Raw genomic sequence first — 17,948 nt, 5'->3', positions numbered from 1 at the left:
TCCGTTCGACGGCGTCCCGGCGTGTCAGGCGAGCGCCAGTTCGACGGCCGCGAGCGTGCGGCGGCGGGTCCAGCCGCTCCCGAGCGGATCGCGAGCCAGTACGGCAGGAACAGCAGGCGCGTGCGCGCGCTCGGACAGTGCACGAAGGTTTCGGTGCGCAGCAGCCGCGCGCCTGACGACAGCCCGACGACCTCGAAGCGCAACACCAGCTTCGCGTCATCCGGATCGTCGTGCCGGACGAACGCCGCGGCGTCGTCGATCGTGCGCACGTCGGGCGTCGGGCGCCAGAAGCGTCCGACGAGCCCGAGCGACAGCGACGTGTCGTCGCGATGCAGCAGCGTGAACGAATCGAAGCCGAAGCGCTCGCGGGCGGCGCCGGCCGGACGCTGGCCCAGCGCGCGGGCGATGGCCGCCGGCGCTTCGCGCACGGCAAGCAGCGCGTCGATGACGGGATCGGCGCGCATGTCGAGCGTGGCCACCGCATCGATGATGCGCGACGGCGGCGCATCGATCGGCCGCGATTCATGAACTTCGACGAAACCGAACGACGGGATGAACGGTGGCTTGCGCGCCGCGGTCCGCGTGTCTGATTCGGAGACGATGCCGAACGGATTCATGAGCGTTCCGGAGGATAAAACGCGATCGTAGCACCGCGTGCGGATTCGCGATGCGCGGCACGCTGCCGCGGTTTCCCGTGTCGGTCGAACGGCCCGGTGGAACCCCCGCCGCACCGACGAAAAAAGGCCCGGAAACGTACGTTCCCGAGCCTGGAGACCATCAACGACGATGGTGGAGGAGACGATGCCGTCCCGATGCGCGCCGCCCTTCGGCAGGCGACGTCGCGCATGATCCGCGGTCAGATCGCCCAGCCGCCGAGATAGAACGTGACGAGCACGGCCGCGATGAGCACGGTGCCGACGTTGAGCTTGCGGAATTCGCCGCTGGCGACGCGGCCGATCACGAGCGTCGAGAAGCCGAGCATGATGCCCGTCACGATGTTCGCGGTCAGCACGATGAACACCGCGCACACGAGGCCCGACATCGCGTCGACCATGTCGTCCATGTGCAGCTTGCTCACGCTGCCGAGCATCAGCAGGCCGACGTACATCAGCGCGGGGGCCGTTGCGTACGACGGCACGAGGCCCGCGAGCGGCGAGAAGAACATCACGACCAGGAACAGGACGCCGACCACCGCGGCCGCGAGGCCCGTCTTCGCACCGGCGGCCACGCCGACGCTCGACTCGATGTAGGCTGCCGCCGGCGCGCCGCCGAGGAAGCCGGAGAAGATCGAGCTGACCGAATCGGCGGTCAGCGCGCGGCCGCCGTTGATGATGCGGCCGTTCTCGTCGAGCTGGCCGGCCTGGCCCGCGACCGCGCGGATCGTGCCGGTCGCGTCGAACACGGCGGTCATCACGAGCGCCAGCACGCTCGGCAGCACGGCCATCGACAATGCGCCCTTGATGTCCATCGCGCCGATCAGCGACGCGTGGCCCGGTGCGCTCAGCGACGGCAGCGCGAAGATGCCGCGGTACTTCACGGCCGGATCGAACGCGAGGCCGATCAGCGAAATCGCGACCACGACGAGCAGGATGCCGCCCGGCACGCGACGCTTCTCGAGCCCGAAGATCGCAGCGAGGCCGACGACCGACATGATGACCGGGAACGCGGTGATCTGGCCGAGCGAGACCGGCAGGCCGGCGCCCGGATTCTTGATCACGAGGCCGACGTCGTTCGACGCGATCAGCAGCAGGAACAGGCCGATGCCGATCCCGGTGCCGTGCGCGACGCCCGCGGGCAGGTTGCGCAGGATCCACGAACGCACGCCGGTGACCGAGATGCCCGTGAACACGAGGCCCATCAGGAACACGGCACCGAGCGCGACGGTCGGCGGCAGGCCCTTGCCGAGCACCAGCCCGAACGCGGTGAACGCCGTCAGCGAAATCGCGCAGCCGATCGCGATCGGCAGCTTCGCCCACAGGCCCATCAGCAGCGAACCGAACGCGGTGGTGAGGCAGACCGCGACGAATACCGCGCTCGTGTCGAAGCCGGCCTTGCCGAACATGCCGGGCACGACGAACACGGAGTAGACCATCGCGAGGAAAGTGGTCACGCCCGCGACGATTTCGCGACGCTGCGTGCTGCCGCGCGACGAAATGCCGAAGTACCGGTCGATGACTCCCTTGGTGCCGAAGTCCGTTTCTTCCGCGCCGACGCCGACCGTCGGCTGCACCGGGGTATCACTCATGAGCTTGCTCCTTTATCAGCATGCTGAAACGGCCCGTGGCGGACCGTCGTCAGGGTGTCTCGAATCTGGTTGGAATGTTCGGCGGCGTCGTGGGGACGCATCACGCGTGAGTCGTGTCGTCGTACGCGCGTCGAAGGGGGCGCGTGTGCCGCGTCGTGCGACGCGTGGTGCGGTCGACCCCGTCACGTGTGCTTTGCCGTAGCGAAGGTTAGGCGAACGGCCCATCACGTCCCATTGGGGGAAGAGCATGCAGCGCATGTCGCAGCGCTTATATCGGCGTGCAACGGGGCTTCGTCGTCGCGGAACGCGTGTATACGCCTAGTTCGAATCCGTTAAGGCGACTATTTGAATGCAGGGTCGGCGGGCAGGGCGGGAGCGGGTGATGCATCGAGTCTTACGAAGGACTTTCGGAGAGGCTGCGCGGGCGCGCGGAAACAGCCGCGCCGGATGTGAAAACGCGGCCGTGCGCAACCCGCATCCGGATGATGCCGGTGCCGCGCGCGGGCCGCGCCCGCGCTCGTCCTGGCCTGCCACTGAATCAGACACGCGCGAGATGCGCGAGGTACGTGCAGAACATGTCGGCCATCGCGGTCGCATATGCATCGATTTCCGCAGGCGTGCGCGCGGTTTCGGAGAATGCCTTGCCGCCCGTCGTGAGCGTCGTCATGATCAATTCGCACGCGAGCGCATGCGTGGCGTCGGGCACGTCGGGCAGCGCTTCGCGCATGAACGCGCTGAAGATCCGGTTGCACGCGTCCTTCACTTCCTGCGCCTCGGGGGCGTCGCGATAGAGCGGCGCGGCATCGTCGAGCGCGATGCGCATGGGCGCCTCGTCGCACTCAGAACGGATGAACGCGTGGACGGCGGTGCGCAGGCGCTCGGGCGGCGTCTGCCGCGGGTCCTGCAGAATCGCGCAGAGCATCCCGGACGTCTGCCGCCACTCGTCGTGCTGGAGCCGGAACAGCACGGCCGCCTTGTTCGGGAAGTACTGGTACAGCGAGCCGACGCTCACGCCGGCGCGCTCGGCGACGCGCGCCATCGTGAAGCGCTGCGCGCCTTCGGTCGCCAGAACCTGAATAGCGGCCTGCAGCACGTCGTCGACGAGCTGGGTCGCGCGGGCCTGCCGAGGCAGTCTGCGCGAGGCGATCGGGGTGTTGCGGCGGTCGGTCATGACGGGTCTGCCAATGCGAATAGTAAAACCTGAATAGTTCGTCATATTCTAGTCGGGCGCCCTGACGCACTCAACCTGACACCGGAGATTCGCATGACCACCCTGATTCACGACCCGCTGGCGTCGCTGCTCGCGCGCCTGTTCGACGAAGCCGAGGCATCGTCGCCCGCGTCGAGCCCGGACTTTGCCGACCTGTCGCACGACGAGCACGCGCGGCTGATGCGCAGCAAGACCGGTTACGCCGATTTCTATGCACGCCTGAAGGACTATCCGCTCGCGGTGTCGCGCGAGACGGGCACGCTGCTGTACATGCTCGCGCGCGGCTGCGGTGCGCGCTCGATCGTCGAATTCGGCACGTCGTTCGGCATCTCGACGCTGCACCTCGCGGCTGCGCTGCGCGACAACGGCGGCGGCCGGGTGATCACGAGCGAGTTCGAAGCGTCGAAGGTCGAACGGGCGCGCGCGAACCTGACGGCGGCCGGGCTGGCCGAACTGGTGGAAATCCGCGCGGGCGATGCGTTACGCACGCTGGCGGCCGATCTGCCGGAGACCGTCGATCTCGTGTTGCTCGACGGCGCGAAGGCGCTGTATCCGGAGATCCTCGCGCGGGTCGAGCCGCGGCTGCGGCCCGGCGCGTTCGTCGTCGCCGACAACGCGGAATACAGCCCCGACTACCTCGCCTACGTGCGCGCGCCGGAGAACGGCTACCTGTCGGTGCCGTTCGGCGGCGATGTCGAGCTGTCGATGCGGATTGGCTGAGCGGCGAGACGTTGCGAGCATGCGAGCCGCGCGCCGCGGGCGGGCCGATCGGTGCCGCCGGGCGACCCGGCGGCACCTGCGTGACTTACAGGCGGTAGCCGCCGCTCGCGTCGATGACCTGGCCGGTCGTCCATTGCGACGCCGGGCTCGCGAGAAAGCCGATCACGCCCGCGATGTCTTCGGGCGTGCCGACGCGGCCGAGCGGGCTGGCCGACGTCATCGTCGCGCGGCCGTCGTCGGTGCGCAGCCAGCTCGCGTTCATGTCGGTATCGACCGGGCCGGGCGCGACCGCGTTGACGACGATGCCGCGTGGGCCGAGTTCGACCGCCCAGTGGCGCGTCAGCGTGTCGACGGCGGCCTTCGACGCGGCGTACGCGGAAATCGCGCTGAAGTTGCCGCCGGCTTCGAACACCCGGCTCGACAGCACGCTCGACAGGTTCACGATCCGGCCGCCGCGGGGCATGCGCTTTACGGCCTGCTGCGTCGTGAAGAACACGGCTTTCACGTTCAGCGAGAACTGACGGTCGAACAGCGCGACCGACGTGTCGTCCAGCGTGCCGCCGTCGGCGACGCCGGCGTTGTTGACGAGCACGTCGAGCGTGGCCGGCAGGTTCTGTTCGGCGACCGCGCGATCGAGGGCATCGTACAGCGTGGCGACGCCGTCCGGCGCGTCGAGGTCGGCCTGGATCGCGAAGCCGCGGCCGCCGAGTTCGCGGATGCCGGCGAGCGTCTGTTCCGCCGCCGCGCGATCGGCGCGATAGTGGACCGCGACGACGAAGCCCTGTCGCGCGAGTTCATACGACGTGGCACGGCCGATACCGCGCGAGCCGCCGGTGACGAGGGCGAGTTTCGATGCTTGCGTGCTCATTATCAGTTCCTGCAAAACCTGTAAAAAGAACGGCGCTGCCGGCCGAAGCGGGCGGCGCCGGAAAAGGGAAACCGTCGTTGCGGGCCGCCGGCAACCGGTCGACGAGCGGCCCGCCGGATCAGCGGATCGCGACCGGGTTGATGTTGACCTGCGTGGAGCCGACGTACAGCGGCTGGCCGAGCACGAACAGGAATTCCCACGCGTTGTCGCGCACCAGCGCGCGGCTGTCGATCAACTCCAGGTTGTAGATGCCGCGCTTCGCGAGCATGTACTGGTTGATCTGGAATTCGTCCTGCGTGTGCGGATTCGGATAGACCTCGGACGCCCACGTGTCGCCGCCGAACGCGACGATGCCCTGGTCGGCGAGCCACTTCGCGGCTTCCATGCCGATGCCCGGTTCGACATCGAGGAACTGTTTGTTGTCCTTGCCGATCAGCTCGAGCCAGCCGGTGTTGAACAGCACGACGTCGCCCTTGCGCAGCGTCAGCCCTTCCTTCTTCAGCACGGCCTGGATGTCGGCGACCGTGAATTCGGTGCCACCCGGCACGATCGGCTTGCCGTAGTAAGCGGTCATGTCGAGCACGACGCCGCGCGTGACGATCGGCGGCACCTTCTCGACGCCGAGCTTCTTCACGCCGTCGACGGTCACGAAATCCGCCGCCTTGTTGCCGTTGTAGTACACGTTGTCGATGCCGATGTGGCCGATGCCGTTCAGCTGCGTGCCGACCCCGGTCCATGCGTTGACGAGTTCGTCGTTGAACGTGAACTTGTTCGGGCCGAGGCTCTTGCCGGCCTGCTGGCCGACCTGCACGTTGTACAGCCGGAAGCTGCGGTGGCGGAATGCCGGCAGGTCCTTGTTCACCGGCACGGCCAGCGGATAGGTCTTGCCGGCCTTCACGAGGCCGACCGCCTGCCTGACGACGTCGGGCGTCAGCAGGTTGGCCGCGCCGATTTCGTCGTTCGCGCCGTACACGGACGGATACCAGTCGGCCGCGGGTGCGGCCGGCGCGGCGTGCGCCGCCTGGGCCGCCGTGAACGGCAGGATCGTGGCGAGCGCGAGCCGGGCGAGTGTTGCTTTCATGCAGGATTCCTTCGGATCGTTTACGCAGCGGCTTGCGCGAGCGTCGGATAGTCGGTCAGGCCCTGTGCGCCGCCGCCGAACAGCGTATTGCGATCGTGTGGCGTGAGCGCGGCGCCGGTGCGCAGGCGCTCGGGCAGGTCGGGGTTCGCGACGAACGGGCGGCCGAAGGCGACGAGGTCGGCCCAGCCGGCGGCGATCGCTTCGCGGGCGCGCTCGGCGGTGTATGCGCCGGCGTAGATCAGCACGCCCGGGTACGCGGCACGCAGCTGCTGCTTGAATTCGACCGGCATCAGCGGCGCATCGTCCCAGTCGGCTTCCGCGATGTGCAGGTAGCCGACGCCGAGTTCGCCGAGCAGCTTCGCGGCGGCGAGGTAGGTCGTTTCCGGATCGTCGTCGACGCAGCCGTTCAGCGTGGTCAGCGGCGCGAGGCGGATGCCGACGCGCGATGCGTCGCCGGTGCCTTCGATCAGCGCCTGCGTGACTTCGCGCAGGAAGCGCAGCCGGTTTTCGAGCGAGCCGCCGTACGCGTCGGTGCGCGTGTTCGCGTTCGAGTCGATGAACTGGTTCACGAGATAGCCGTTCGCGCCATGCAGCTCGACGCCGTCGAAGCCGGCTTCGATCGCGTTGCGGGCGGCGACGCGGTACTGATCGACGATCTCGCGGATTTCGTCGACGGACAGCGCGCGCGGCTCGGAGGCCTGCACGAAGCCCGGCGTGCTGCCGTCTTCACCGGCGATGAACACGCTCACGCCCTTCGCCTGGAGCGGCGACGACGACACGGGTTGCCGGCCGCCGAGCAGGCTCGTGTGGCTCAGCCGGCCGACGTGCCACAGCTGCGCGAAGATGCGGCCGTGCGCGGCGTGGACGGCGTCCGTCACCTTGCGCCAGCCGGCGACCTGCGACGGCGTGTGGATGCCGGGCGTCCATGCGTAGCCCTTGCCGAGCGGCGCGATGTAGGTGCCTTCGCTGACGATCAGGCCCGCACTCGCGCGCTGCGCGTAATACGCGGCCATCAGTTCGTTGGCTTCGTCGCCGGGCTGGCTGGCGCGCGAGCGCGTCATCGGCGGCATCACGATGCGGTTCGGCAGCGTCAGCGCGCCGAATTGCAGCGGTTGGAACAGCGGGTCCTGGGTCATGATGGATTCCTGTCGGTGCCGCGGCCGGCTGGCCGCGGACGGGTCGATTGAGGGTGCGGCGCGCTTAGTCCCACGTCGGCGCGAGGCCGGCCGGATCGACTTCGCGGCCGTTGCGCTCGAGCGCGGCGATCTGCGCCATGTCTTCGTCGGTGAGGCGCAGCGTCTGCGCGAGCAGGTTGCTTGCGAGGTTCTCGCGCTTGGTCGACGACGGAATCACCGAGTAGCCGAGCTGCAGTGCCCAGGCCAGTGCGACTTGCGCCGGCGTCGCGTCGTGACGCTGCGCGATCGCGCCGATCACCGGGTCGCCGAGCACCTTGCCGTACGCGAGCGTCATGTACGACGTCACGTGGATGCCTTCGGCGTTCAGGAACTCGACCAGCTTGCGGTTCTGCAGGTACGGGCTCAGTTCGATCTGGTTCGTCGCGATCGCATCCTTGCCGACCACCGCGATCGCTTGCTTCGTCAGTTCGATGTTGAAGTTCGAGATGCCGATCTGGCGCGTGAGGCCCTTCGCCTTGGCTTCGGCGAGCGCAGTCATGAATGCCTCGAGCGACACGCCGTTGTCCGGGGCTGGCCAGTGGATCAGCGTCAGGTCGACATAGTCGGTGCGCAGCTTGCGCAGGCTTTCCTCGAGGCTCGCCACCAGCTTTTCCGGTGCGTAGTTGTCGACCCAGATCTTCGTCGTGAGGAACAGGTCTTCGCGGCGCACGCCCGACGCGGCGATCGCTTCGCCGACTTCGGCTTCGTTGCCGTAGATCTGCGCGGTGTCGATCGCGCGATAGCCGACTTCGAGGCCGTTACGGACCGAGTCGATCACAACCTGGCCTTGCAGGCGGAACGTACCGAGGCCGAATGCGGGAATGTTGCTCATCTTGTGCTCCTGGGATAGGTGGACCGATTGCGGTATGGAAGTCATTCTGGCGTTTGATACTGATGAGATAAACGCCTTTAGAGGTCAAAAATATTTGATTTAAAGTCAAATATCGGTCGTGGGTCGAGCCGGCTGCCGGCGTGCGTTCGTCAGGCCGTGGCCGTGCGCGCGTTCGTGTCGGCAGCGTCGTTCGCATTCGCATGGAATGCCGGCAGCACGTCGGACGCGATCTCGGCCATCGTCTCGTCGAGCGGACGGCGGTTGCGGCGGAAATGCAGGCCGATGTGCTGCACGCCCGCGTCGCGCATCGCCGCGAGTTCCTCCGTCAGCGCGATGCGCCCGGCGCGCGCGCCGAAGCGGTGCCGCTGCAGCGGCTCGTGCGGATCGTTCGCGAGGTCGAGGTGGATGAAGCTCACGTACGGCTTGTCGCCGGCCACCGCGCGCCAGTTCGCGACCCGTTTCAGGTGATCGTCCGGCGTGCCCGGATAGGCGAGACAGCCGTCCATGTGTTCACCGATCCAGGCGGGCGTCTGCTGCGCGAGACCCGCGACGAGCAGCGGCACCGGCGAGCGCGCGGCCGGCAGCACGTCGAGGCCCGGCGGCAGGTGAGCGCGCGCGCCGTCGCGCAGCAGCGCGATCTGGTCGCGGAAACTCGCGCCGCGCGATGCGAACTCGCGGCCGAACAGCGGATATTCGACCGGCCGGTCGCCGCTCGCGACGCCGAGCAGCAGGCGTGAGCGGCTCAGTTCCTGGATCGTCGCGGCCGATTTCAGCGTCAGCAGCGGTTCGCGCAGCGGCAGCACGACGGCCGCCGTGCCGAGCAGGATGTCGCGCGTGATGCCGGCGAGGTAGCCGAGATACGAGAAGGTCTCGAACACCTGCGCGGCGTCGCCGAACGACGGGTCGTACACCGGCACGTCGCGCACCCAGAGCGCGCGGAAGCCGAGCGTGTCGGCCAGTTGCGCGAGTTCCGCGTGAATTTCCAGGTCGGGCACGCCGGGGCGGCGGCCGTCGTGCTGGCGCTTCGCGTCGCCGGCCGGCGACCAGTCGTTGTCGAGCGGCAGTTCGATGCCGATGCTGAAGCCGCCGGCGGTGAGCTTGTCGAGTGAGGTGGACATGGTCGGGCGTCTCCGTTCAGACCGCGCGCAGGCTGCCTTCGAGCCGGTAGAAATCGAGCGACGCCGCGGTGAAGAACGAGCGCGACGTGCCCGCGGCGAAATCGTCGATGTGCACGACGGTGGCGCGGTCGGCTTCCTGCCACGAGATCGCATAGGTCTCGCCGGCGACGTGCTGCCACGTGCAGGCGACTTCGCCCTTCGCGCCGGCGTATGCGCCTTCGGTGATTTCGTAGCGCATGCGGAGGCCGTCTTCGTCATAGGCGTTGAGCGCGGTGAGGCCCTCGTAACGGACTTCGAACGTCTTGCCGGCGAACGGCGGGCGTTGGGTCGATGCGTTCATGCTGAGTAGCTCCTGCAAAAAGTTGACGTTCAATGGGCGAGTTCGACGGGTTCGGCCGTGCGTTCCGGCAGGCCCTGGCCGCGGTCGAGGCGGCCGCTCAGCGCGGTCAGCGCGAATGCGCCGAGCGTGACGACGGCGGCGATCCAAGGCGTGTGGCCGAGGCCGACGTTCGCGACGATCAGGCCGCCGAGCGACGAGCCGCCCGCGACGCCGAGGTTGAACGCGGCGATGTTGAAGCCCGATGCGACGTCGGTGGCGTCCGGCGCGAAGTGGCGCGCCTGCTTGACGACGTACACCTGCAGGCCCGGCACGTTGCCGAACGCGACCGCGCCCCACGCAAGCATCGTCAGCACCGCGAGCCACTTCACGTGCACCGTGAAGGTCAGCGCGAGCAGCACGATCGCGAGCAGCAGGAAGATCCGCTTGAGCGCCTTGACCGGGCCGACGCTGTCGGCGAGCTTGCCGCCCCACACGTTGCCGATCGCGACCGACACGCCGTAGCCGACGAGCACGAGGCTGACCTGCGACGGCGTGAAGCCGGCGACCTGTTCGAGCAGCGGTGCCATGTAGGTGAACGCGATCAGCGAGCCGCCGTAGCCGACCGCCGTCATCGCGTAGACGAGCAGCAGGCGCGGCTGGGCGAGCACGCGGAACTGGCGGGCGAGCGGCGCCGGCGGCGTTTGCGGAAGACCGCGCGGCACGAACGCCACCGCGCCGAGGAACGCGACGAGGCCGAACAGCGCGACGATCAGGAACGTCGCGCGCCAGCCGAAGTGCTGGCCGATGAAGGTGCCGAGCGGAATGCCGGCGACGAACGCGACGGTCATCCCGCTGAACATCGTCGCGATCGCGCTGGCGGCCTTGTCCTTCGGCACGAGCGTGGTCGCGATGATCGAGCCGACCGAGAAGAACACGCCGTGCGCGAGGCCGGTGAGCACGCGCGCGACGATCAGCGATTCGTAGCCCGGCGCCTGCCAGGCGACGAGGTTGCCGACGGTGAACAGCGCCATCAGCGCGGCGAGCAGCGTCTTGCGCGGCACGCGGCCGGTGAGCGCGGTGAGGAGCGGCGCGCCGATCGCGACGCTCAGCGCGTAGAGGCTGACGAGCAGGCCGGCCGACGGCAGGCTGACGCCGAGATCGGCGCCGATCGTCGGGATCAGCCCGACGATCACGAATTCGGTCGTGCCGATGGCAAAGGCGCTGATGGTCAGCGCAAGCAGGGCGAGTGGCATGGCGGGATCCTGGTTCCAGTGAGGATGGATCGCAGTGTGCCGCCTTTACTTTTGCGGAAAAACTGGTCTATAAACCAAATTGTTTTGATTTCAGATCAACAATGAAGATCACCCTCGACGAACTCCAGGCCTTTGCCGCCGTGGTCGACACCGGTTCGATCACCGCCGCCGCCCAGCAGCTCGACCTCACCGTGTCGGCCACGAGCCGCACGCTCGCGCGGCTCGAGGAGAAGCTGAAGACCACGCTGCTGCGCCGGACCACGCGCCGGCTCGAACTGACCGAAGAGGGGCGCGCGTTCCTGCAGGACGCGCGCGCGATCATCGAATCGGTCGAGAACGCCGAGGAGCAGATGCTCGCGCGGCGCGAGATGCCGTCGGGGCGGCTGCGCGTCGATGCCGCGACGCCGTTCATGCTGCACGTGATCGTGCCGCTCGTGCGCGGCTACCGCGAACGCTTCCCGAAGGTCGACCTGGAGCTGAACAGCAACGAAGGGATCATCGACCTGCTCGAGCGGCGCACCGACGTCGCGATCCGCATCGGCCGGCTCAAGGATTCGACCCTGCACAGCCGGCGGATCGGCAACAGCCGGCTGCGCATCCTCGCGAGCCCCGCCTATATCGAAGCGCACGGCCAGCCGCGCAAGGTCGAGGATCTCGGCAAGCACACGCTGCTCGGCTTCACGCAGCCCGAATCGCTGAACGTGTGGCCGATCCTCGGCGCGGACGGCGAGCCGAGCCGCATCGAGCCCGCTATCTGGTCGTCGAGCGGCGAGACGCTGCGGCAGCTCGCGCTGGAGGGCGCGGGCGTCGTGTGCCTGTCGGATTTCATGACCGCGCAGGATCGCGAGGCCGGGCGGCTCGTGCAGGTGCTCGCGCGGCAGACGCTCGACGTCGAGCAGCCGATCAACGCGGTGTATTACCGGAATACCGCGATTTCGTCGCGGATCGCGTCGTTCGTCGATTACATGATCGAGGTGCTGGGCGGCGGGAGCGGCGGCAGCGATGCGCCGGCGCGGCGCAAGGCGGCGTGGATGGGGACGGTGTAGCCAGGGAGGCTGCGTCGTTGCCGCCGGGTGCCGTTCCCGCGCAGGACGGCTCGGCGGACTTCCGCCGGCCGACGCGAACGGCGGGGCGGCGGACGGTGCGCGGCGGGCGCGCCGATATGATCCGGCACGCCGACGGCGCTTGCGCCGCCGACATGCCGTCGCGTGCGGCGCTTCCTACGCTTCCTCGGACCACGACATGTTGTCGCGCGCCAGCAGCGCCGACGATGCCGCCGGCCCGAACGTGCCCGCGGTGTACAGGCGCGGACGGTCGCCGAGCTGCTTCCAGCCGTTGAGGATCGGCTCGACCCACGACCAGGCGGCCTCGAGTTCGTCGCGGCGCATGAAGTGCGTGAGGCGCCCGCGGATCACGTCGATCAGCAGCCGTTCGTACGCTTCCGCGCGCCGTTCCGGAATCGCCTGCTGCAGGTCGAGGTTCAGGCTCACGGGCACCATCTTCATCCCGCTGCCCGGCTCCTTCGCGAGCATCTGCAGCTGGATCGACTCTTCCGGCTGCAGCTGGATCACGAGGCGGTTGCTGTAGTGGCGCGGGCCGGTCGGGATGATCGAGAACGGCATGTCGGCGAACTCGATCACGATTTCCGACTGGCGGCGCTGCAGCCGCTTGCCGGTGCGCAGGAAGAACGGCACGTTCGCCCAGCGCCAGTTGTTGATGTGCGCACGCAGCGCGACGAAGGTTTCCGCGTGGCTGTCCGCCGGCACGTTCTCCTCGTCGAGATAGCCCTTGACCGGCTGGCCGTCGACCGCGCCGGCCGTGTACTGGCCGCGCACGGTATCGCGCGCGACGTCCGACAGCGCCATCGGCCGCAGCGAGCGCAGCACCTTCAGCTTCTCGTCGCGCACCGCGTCCGGGTCGAGCGACACCGGCGGCTCCATCGCGACGATGCACAGCAGCTGCAGCAGGTGGTTCTGCACCATGTCGCGCAGCGCGCCGGTGTGATCGTAGAAGCCCGCGCGGCTGCCGACGCCGACCGTCTCCGCCACCGTGATCTGCACGCTGCGGATGCTCGGCGCCTGCCACAGCGGCCCGAAGATCGGGTTGCCGAAGCGCAGCACCATCAGGTTCTGCACGGTTTCCTTGCCGAGGTAATGGTCGATCCGGTAGATCTGCGATTCCGCGAAATGCTTGCCGACCGCATCGTTGATCGCCTGCGCCGACGCGAGATCGTGGCCGAGCGGCTTTTCGAGGACGACGCGCGAGCGCGCATCGACGAGGTGCGCGGCCGACAGGTTGTCGCAGATCGTCGTGAACAGCTCGGGCGACGTCGACAGGTAGAACACGCGGATCGCGTCGCTGCGCGCCGCTTCGGCGAGGCGCGCGTAGTCTTCCGGCGCGCTCACGTCGATCAGCACGTACTGGAACAGGTCGAGGAAACGGCTCCACGCGTCGGCGTCGAAGGCCTTGTCGTCGATGAACGGGCGCGATTGCTCGTCCATGAACTTGCGGTAGCCGTCGATGCCCCAGTCGCGGCGGCCGACCGCGATGATGCGCGTCTCCGGCGGCAGGTTGCAGTGCAGGTGCGCCATGTACAGCGCGGGCAACAGCTTGCGGGCGGCCAGGTCGCCGCCGCCGCCGAAGATGATCATGTCGACGGGTTGGTCGGCTTCGGTCTGGTTGGGCTTATTCGTCATGAGTGGTTCGCGGTCTGAAGCGGTGTGAGCGTGGAACGAACGGCGAGCGCCGGGCGCCGGTGGGTTGGCGCGCCAGTACGTGAAAACACTAATAGTGCACGCTTTTGATCGATTGCGGATCGGTTCCCGCGTATGTAACAGGGCTTGCATGACTGCGTTGGCGCGATTATGATTGAGCGCTCACTCATTAAAGGAATCGAACGTGGCCCGACCGCGCAGTCCCGACAAGCACGACGCCATCCTCGCCGCTGCCGCCCGCGCGCTCGCGGAGGACGGCGCGGGCGCGACCACCGCGCGCATCGCGCGGCTCGCCGGCGTGGCGGAAGGCACGGTGTTCACCTATTTCGAGACCAAGGATGCGTTGCTGAACGCGCTGTACCTGAGCCTGAAAGCGGACATGCGCGACGCGATGATGACCGGGTTTCCGGAGCACGCGCCGGCCGAACAGGCGATGCGGCATGCGTGGAACGGCTATGTGTCGTGGGGCGTCGCGAACCCGGACGGGCGGCGCGCGCTGCAGCAGCTCGGCGTGAGCGGCCGTATCGACGACACGCATCGCGCGGCCGGTGCCGAAGGCTTCGGCGCGATCAGCGCGTTGCTGCGTGCGCAAGTCGCCGCGGCGGGCGGGCTGAAGACCGACGACGCGCACGCGTTCTGCGCGGCGCTGTTCACGTCGATCGCGGAAACGGCGATGGAGTCGATCGCGCGCGACCCGGCGTTGGCCGATGCGTATCGCGAGGCCGGGTTTCGCGCGCTGTGGGCCGTGTTGCACGCGGTGTGAGCGGGCGATCGGCGTGACGGAAAGCTGAAGGCGGGTGATCGGCGGCGCCTGGGGTTCGGACGTTGCCGCGCCGACGGAAGGCGGTTGCAAGCAGGCGAGGCGCGGTGAAAACGATCGTCTCATCGCCCATATTAATGAGTGAGTAATCATTCATTTTGCGGTTTCAACTTTGTCGAGGAGTGGAAAATGTCGAAAGTCTGGTTGGTAACGGGGGCCGCACGCGGCCTGGGGCGCTCGATCGCGGAAGCGGTGCTGGCGGCGGGCGATCGTCTGGTGGCCGGCGCGCGCGATCCCGCGCGGCTCGCGGATCTGGAAGCACGGTACGGCGACCGGCTGCTGCCGATGGAGCTCGACGTGACCGACGCGGCGGCGGCGGAGCATGCGGTGGCGGCGGCCCGCGACGCGTTCGGCCGCATCGACGTGCTGGTGAACAACGCGGGCTACGGTCATACGGCACCGTTCGAGCAGATGGGCGCCGACGACTTCCGCGACCAGATCGAAACGAACCTGTTCGGCGTGGTCAACCTGACGCGCGCGGTGCTGCCGACGATGCGCGCGCAGCGCGCGGGCCACATCTTCCAGGTGTCGTCGGTCGGCGGGCGCACGTCGACGGCCGGCTTGTCCGCGTATCAGGCCGCGAAGTGGGCGGTCGGCGGGTTCAGCGACGTGCTGTCGAAGGAAGTCGCGCCGTTCGGCGTGCGCGTCTGCACGCTGGAGCCGGGCGGGATGCGCACCGAATGGGCCTCGGAGGCGAAGCGTGCGGTCGACGGCCTGCTGCCCGACTATCAGCCGTCGGTCGGGAAGATGCTCGAATTGCTCGGCGCGTATGGCGGTCACGAGGTCGGCGATCCCGCGCGGATCGCGGCGCTGATCGTCGAGCTGTCGCGTCGCGACGACGTGCCGATGCGCTTGCTGCTCGGCGGCGATGCGCTGTTCGTGTGCGAGCAGGCGGAAGCGCAGCGCGCAGAGGAGGCGGCGCGGTGGCGCGATACGACGCTGTCGACGATGTTCCCGGACGCGAAGCTGCCGGATGGGCTGCAGGCGTTGAAGCAGGTCGGGTAAGCGCGGGAGCCGGGGCGGCGCGGGTTCGCGCGAGCGTCGCGCCGTGTCGTCGATTACCGATTGCCGATTGCCGATTGCCGATTGCAGACGCAGACGCAGACGCAGATGCAGATGCCGATGCCAATTGCGCGCGGCGACCGGAGGAAGACCGGGCGCATGCACGCCCCGGTCTTCGACGGCGATTGCCGTTGCCGGCGGTCCTCAGCGCCCCAGCGCGTAGAACTCCGCGTTCGGCCGCATGTTCGTCACGTTCGCGATGCGGTTCGACATCCCGAAGAACGCCGAAATCGCCGCGATGTCCCACGCGTCCTCTTCGGTGAAACCATGCGACTTCAGCGTGTCGAAGTCCGCTTCGCCCACCTGGTGCGCGGTCTGCGAAACCTTCATCGCGAAGTCGAGCATCGCCTTCTGTCGAGCGGTGATATCGGCCTTGCGGTAGTTGGTCGCGACCTGGTCGGCGATCAGCGGATCCTTCGCGCGGATGCGCAGGATCGCGCCGTGCGCGATCACGCAGTACTGGCACTGGTTCACGCTGCTGGTGGCCACGACGATCATTTCGCGTTCGGCCTTGGTGAGGTTGCCCGGCTTGTCCATCAGCGCGTCGTGATACGCGATGAACGCGCGAAACTCGTCCGGGCGATGCGCGAGCGTGAGGAACACGTTCGGGATGAAGCCCGACTTTTCCTGGACGGCCGCGATGCGTTCGCGAATGTCGTCGGGCAGGTCTTCGAGCGCGGGCACCGGAAAGCGGCTGACGGGCGCGTGGTCTGCAGCGGTCATGAGGTCTCCTGGATAAAGCGGCACGGGCGAACGCGATGCGCGCGCCACCGGCCGGGGATGAAACGATGCGTCGCCGTCGCCGGCGTCATGCGTTGACGTCCACGACGATGCGGCCGCGCACCTTGCCGCCGATCAGGTCCTCGGCGAGCGGGATGACATTTGCGAGGCCGACCTGATGGCTGATGGTGCCCAGTTTCTCGACGTCGAGATCGGACGCGAGCCTGCGCCATGCCTCCAGACGCTCGGCGCGCGGGCACATCACGCTGTCGATGCCGACGAGCGTCACGCCGCGCAGGATGAACGGCGCGACGGTCGCGGGGAAGTCCATGCCGGCGGCCAGGCCGCAGGCCGTCACCACGCCGCGATAGCGCGTGGTCGCGCAGACGTTGGCGAGCACATGGCTGCCGGCGACGTCGACCGCGCCGGCCCAGCGTTCCTTGCCGAGCGGCTTGCCGGGTGCGCCGAACTGCGAACGGTCGAGGATCTCAACCGCGCCGAGCTCGCGCAGATAGTCGGCATCGGCCGGGCGGCCGGTCACGGCGACGACGCGATACCCGAGCCGCGCGAGGAGGGCGGTGGCGACGCTGCCGACGCCGCCGGCCGCGCCGGTCACCACGATCTCGCCATCGTCCGGGCGCACGCCATGCCGTTCCAGCGCCATCACGCACAGCATCGCGGTGTAGCCGGCCGTGCCGATGGCCATCGCCTGTTGCGGCGAAAACGCGGACGGCAGCGGCACCAGCCAGTCGCCGTCGACGCGTGCCTTCTGCGCGAGGCCGCCCCAATGCGTTTCGCCGACGCCCCAGCCGTTCAGCACGACGCGGTCGCCTGCCCGGTAGTCCGGGTGCGTGCTGTGTTCGACCTCGCCGACGAGGTCGATGCCCGGCACCATCGGAAATTTGCGGACCACCGGGCTCTTGCCGGTGATCGCGAGCCCGTCCTTGTAGTTCAACGTCGAATAGCCGACCCGGATCGTCACGTTGCCCGCAGGCAGCTGCGCGTCGTCCAGCGTCTGCAGCCGCGCGTGCTGGCCGGTCTCGTCCTTGTCGATCACGATGCCCTGGAACATCCGTCCTCCTTTCTAGACCGATCGTCTAGTTAATGGCAAAAAAACTCAGCGGCGAGGCAATCCATTGAAGAAAAACTGTGCGAACAGCGCGAGCGGCACGTCGCTGCGTTCGAGTTTCGCGCGCAGCACGGCGCCTTCCCAGCCGATCCAGAAGAACGCGGCCAGCTCGGCGGGATCGGCCGAGGCCGCCAGTTCGCCGGCTTGCTGTGCCGCGACCAGGCAGTCGGCCAGACGGCGCTGCCAGTCCTCGAACGTCTCACGCAGGCGCGCGCGGAAACGCTCGGGCAGCGCGCCCATTTCCTGGCCGAGGTTGCCGATCAGGCAGCCTCGGCTGTATTCGTAGCGGGCCATGCCGTCGCGCGCATCGTCGACGAACGCGCGCACGCGCGCCAGCGGCGTTGCTTCAGTCTCGCTGAAATGACGGTCCAGCTTGCGCGCGAAGAACTCGGCGTAGCGATCGATCAGCTCGAGGCCGAACGCCTCCTTGCTGTCGAAGTAGTGATAGAACGAGCCCTTCGGCACGCCGGCGCGCCCGAGGATCTCGTCGAGCCCGGTGGCGGAAAAGCCCTTTTCGGTGAGCACCTCCAGCCCGGTGCGCAACAGCATGTCACGTGTCGCGACGAGGTCTTCGTGCTGCTTCGGTGGCCTGCCGCGGCGGCGCGGCGGATCGGTTCGAACGTCCATGGGCGAATAATAGACCGTTCGTCTCAAAAATCAATAGCGGGCGTGTCGATCGCGC

At 68.2% G+C, this 17,948-nt stretch carries 17 protein-coding genes and 1 pseudogene; 4 read left to right on the top strand and 14 right to left on the bottom strand.

Translation table 11 applies throughout. The features are described 5' to 3' along the window. Positions 1 to 24 precede the first annotated feature (24 nt). The 3 genes and pseudogenes from PL79_RS00800 to PL79_RS00790 all read right to left on the bottom strand — a co-directional run bounded on the left by PL79_RS00800 (position 25) and on the right by PL79_RS00790 (position 3,461). A pseudogene (locus tag PL79_RS00800) lies at positions 25 to 617 on the bottom strand (hypothetical protein). A gap of 239 nt (positions 618 to 856) precedes the next feature. Beyond that, on the bottom strand, positions 857 to 2,245 hold the full coding sequence (locus tag PL79_RS00795; protein WP_044845850.1) for an NCS2 family permease: 1,389 nt from the start codon (positions 2,243 to 2,245) through the stop codon (positions 857 to 859). 538 nt (positions 2,246 to 2,783) lie between these two features. Continuing rightward, positions 2,784 to 3,461 carry a TetR family transcriptional regulator gene (locus PL79_RS00790; protein ID WP_044845849.1) on the bottom strand — a complete coding sequence of 226 codons (678 nt, stop codon included), beginning with the start codon at positions 3,459 to 3,461 and terminating at the stop codon, positions 2,784 to 2,786. Positions 3,462 to 3,509: 48 nt separating this feature from the next. On the opposite strand from PL79_RS00790, the gene PL79_RS00785 reads away from it, so the two are divergent. Further along, entirely contained in the window at positions 3,510 to 4,175 is a 666-nt protein-coding gene (locus tag PL79_RS00785) for an O-methyltransferase (RefSeq protein WP_044845848.1), read from the top strand. Positions 4,176 to 4,260: 85 nt separating this feature from the next. On the opposite strand, the gene PL79_RS00780 is transcribed toward PL79_RS00785, so the two are convergent. From PL79_RS00780 to PL79_RS00750, 7 genes are all read right to left on the bottom strand, one after another. Beyond that, on the bottom strand, positions 4,261 to 5,043 hold the full coding sequence (locus PL79_RS00780; protein WP_044845847.1) for an SDR family oxidoreductase: 783 nt from the start codon (positions 5,041 to 5,043) through the stop codon (positions 4,261 to 4,263). Between the two features lie 118 nt (positions 5,044 to 5,161). Beyond that, entirely contained in the window at positions 5,162 to 6,124 is a 963-nt protein-coding gene (locus PL79_RS00775) for a cyclase family protein (RefSeq protein ID WP_044845846.1), read from the bottom strand. A 20-nt stretch (positions 6,125 to 6,144) separates the two neighbouring features. Then, positions 6,145 to 7,260, bottom strand: coding sequence for an alkene reductase (locus PL79_RS00770; protein ID WP_044845845.1), 1,116 nt, complete (start codon positions 7,258 to 7,260; stop codon positions 6,145 to 6,147). A gap of 64 nt (positions 7,261 to 7,324) precedes the next feature. Beyond that, the gene (gene dkgB / locus PL79_RS00765) at positions 7,325 to 8,131 is read right to left on the bottom strand and encodes a 2,5-didehydrogluconate reductase DkgB (RefSeq protein ID WP_044845844.1); all 807 of its coding nucleotides are present in this window, start codon (positions 8,129 to 8,131) and stop codon (positions 7,325 to 7,327) included. 149 nt (positions 8,132 to 8,280) lie between these two features. After that, complete coding sequence (locus PL79_RS00760) at positions 8,281 to 9,249, bottom strand: TIGR03571 family LLM class oxidoreductase (protein WP_044845843.1); 969 nt, start codon at positions 9,247 to 9,249, stop codon at positions 8,281 to 8,283. A gap of 16 nt (positions 9,250 to 9,265) precedes the next feature. Beyond that, a complete protein-coding gene (locus PL79_RS00755; protein WP_044845842.1) occupies positions 9,266 to 9,589 on the bottom strand; it encodes a MoaF-related domain-containing protein in 324 nt (107 codons plus the stop codon). A gap of 29 nt (positions 9,590 to 9,618) precedes the next feature. Continuing rightward, positions 9,619 to 10,821 carry an MFS transporter gene (locus tag PL79_RS00750; protein WP_044845841.1) on the bottom strand — a complete coding sequence of 401 codons (1,203 nt, stop codon included), beginning with the start codon at positions 10,819 to 10,821 and terminating at the stop codon, positions 9,619 to 9,621. A 101-nt stretch (positions 10,822 to 10,922) separates the two neighbouring features. On the opposite strand from PL79_RS00750, the gene PL79_RS00745 reads away from it, so the two are divergent. Beyond that, positions 10,923 to 11,867 carry a LysR family transcriptional regulator gene (locus PL79_RS00745; RefSeq protein ID WP_044845840.1) on the top strand — a complete coding sequence of 315 codons (945 nt, stop codon included), beginning with the start codon at positions 10,923 to 10,925 and terminating at the stop codon, positions 11,865 to 11,867. 174 nt (positions 11,868 to 12,041) lie between these two features. Here the strand turns inward: PL79_RS00745 and zwf are convergent, their stop codons facing one another. Further along, on the bottom strand, positions 12,042 to 13,517 hold the full coding sequence (gene zwf / locus PL79_RS00740) for a glucose-6-phosphate dehydrogenase (protein ID WP_044845839.1): 1,476 nt from the start codon (positions 13,515 to 13,517) through the stop codon (positions 12,042 to 12,044). 202 nt (positions 13,518 to 13,719) lie between these two features. Here zwf and PL79_RS00735 point away from each other — a divergent pair, with 202 nt between their 5' ends. Further along, a complete protein-coding gene (locus PL79_RS00735) occupies positions 13,720 to 14,298 on the top strand; it encodes a TetR/AcrR family transcriptional regulator (protein WP_044845838.1) in 579 nt (192 codons plus the stop codon). Positions 14,299 to 14,484: 186 nt separating this feature from the next. Next, complete coding sequence (locus PL79_RS00730; protein ID WP_044845837.1) at positions 14,485 to 15,360, top strand: SDR family NAD(P)-dependent oxidoreductase; 876 nt, start codon at positions 14,485 to 14,487, stop codon at positions 15,358 to 15,360. 201 nt (positions 15,361 to 15,561) lie between these two features. Here the strand turns inward: PL79_RS00730 and PL79_RS00725 are convergent, their stop codons facing one another. The 3 genes from PL79_RS00725 to acuR all read right to left on the bottom strand — a co-directional run bounded on the left by PL79_RS00725 (position 15,562) and on the right by acuR (position 17,893). Beyond that, positions 15,562 to 16,140 carry a peroxidase-related enzyme gene (locus tag PL79_RS00725; RefSeq protein ID WP_044845836.1) on the bottom strand — a complete coding sequence of 193 codons (579 nt, stop codon included), beginning with the start codon at positions 16,138 to 16,140 and terminating at the stop codon, positions 15,562 to 15,564. Positions 16,141 to 16,225: 85 nt separating this feature from the next. After that, the gene (gene acuI / locus PL79_RS00720; protein ID WP_044845835.1) at positions 16,226 to 17,209 is read right to left on the bottom strand and encodes an acrylyl-CoA reductase (NADPH); all 984 of its coding nucleotides are present in this window, start codon (positions 17,207 to 17,209) and stop codon (positions 16,226 to 16,228) included. 45 nt (positions 17,210 to 17,254) lie between these two features. Beyond that, positions 17,255 to 17,893 carry an acrylate utilization transcriptional regulator AcuR gene (gene acuR, locus PL79_RS00715; protein ID WP_044845834.1) on the bottom strand — a complete coding sequence of 213 codons (639 nt, stop codon included), beginning with the start codon at positions 17,891 to 17,893 and terminating at the stop codon, positions 17,255 to 17,257. Positions 17,894 to 17,948 lie beyond the last annotated feature (55 nt).

It is taken from the genome of Burkholderia sp. USMB20 (assembly GCF_000949135.2).
Taxonomy (GTDB): domain Bacteria; phylum Pseudomonadota; class Gammaproteobacteria; order Burkholderiales; family Burkholderiaceae; genus Burkholderia.
Note: the sequence above shows the minus strand (reverse complement) of the source record. Positions and strands in the feature narration are given on the sequence as shown.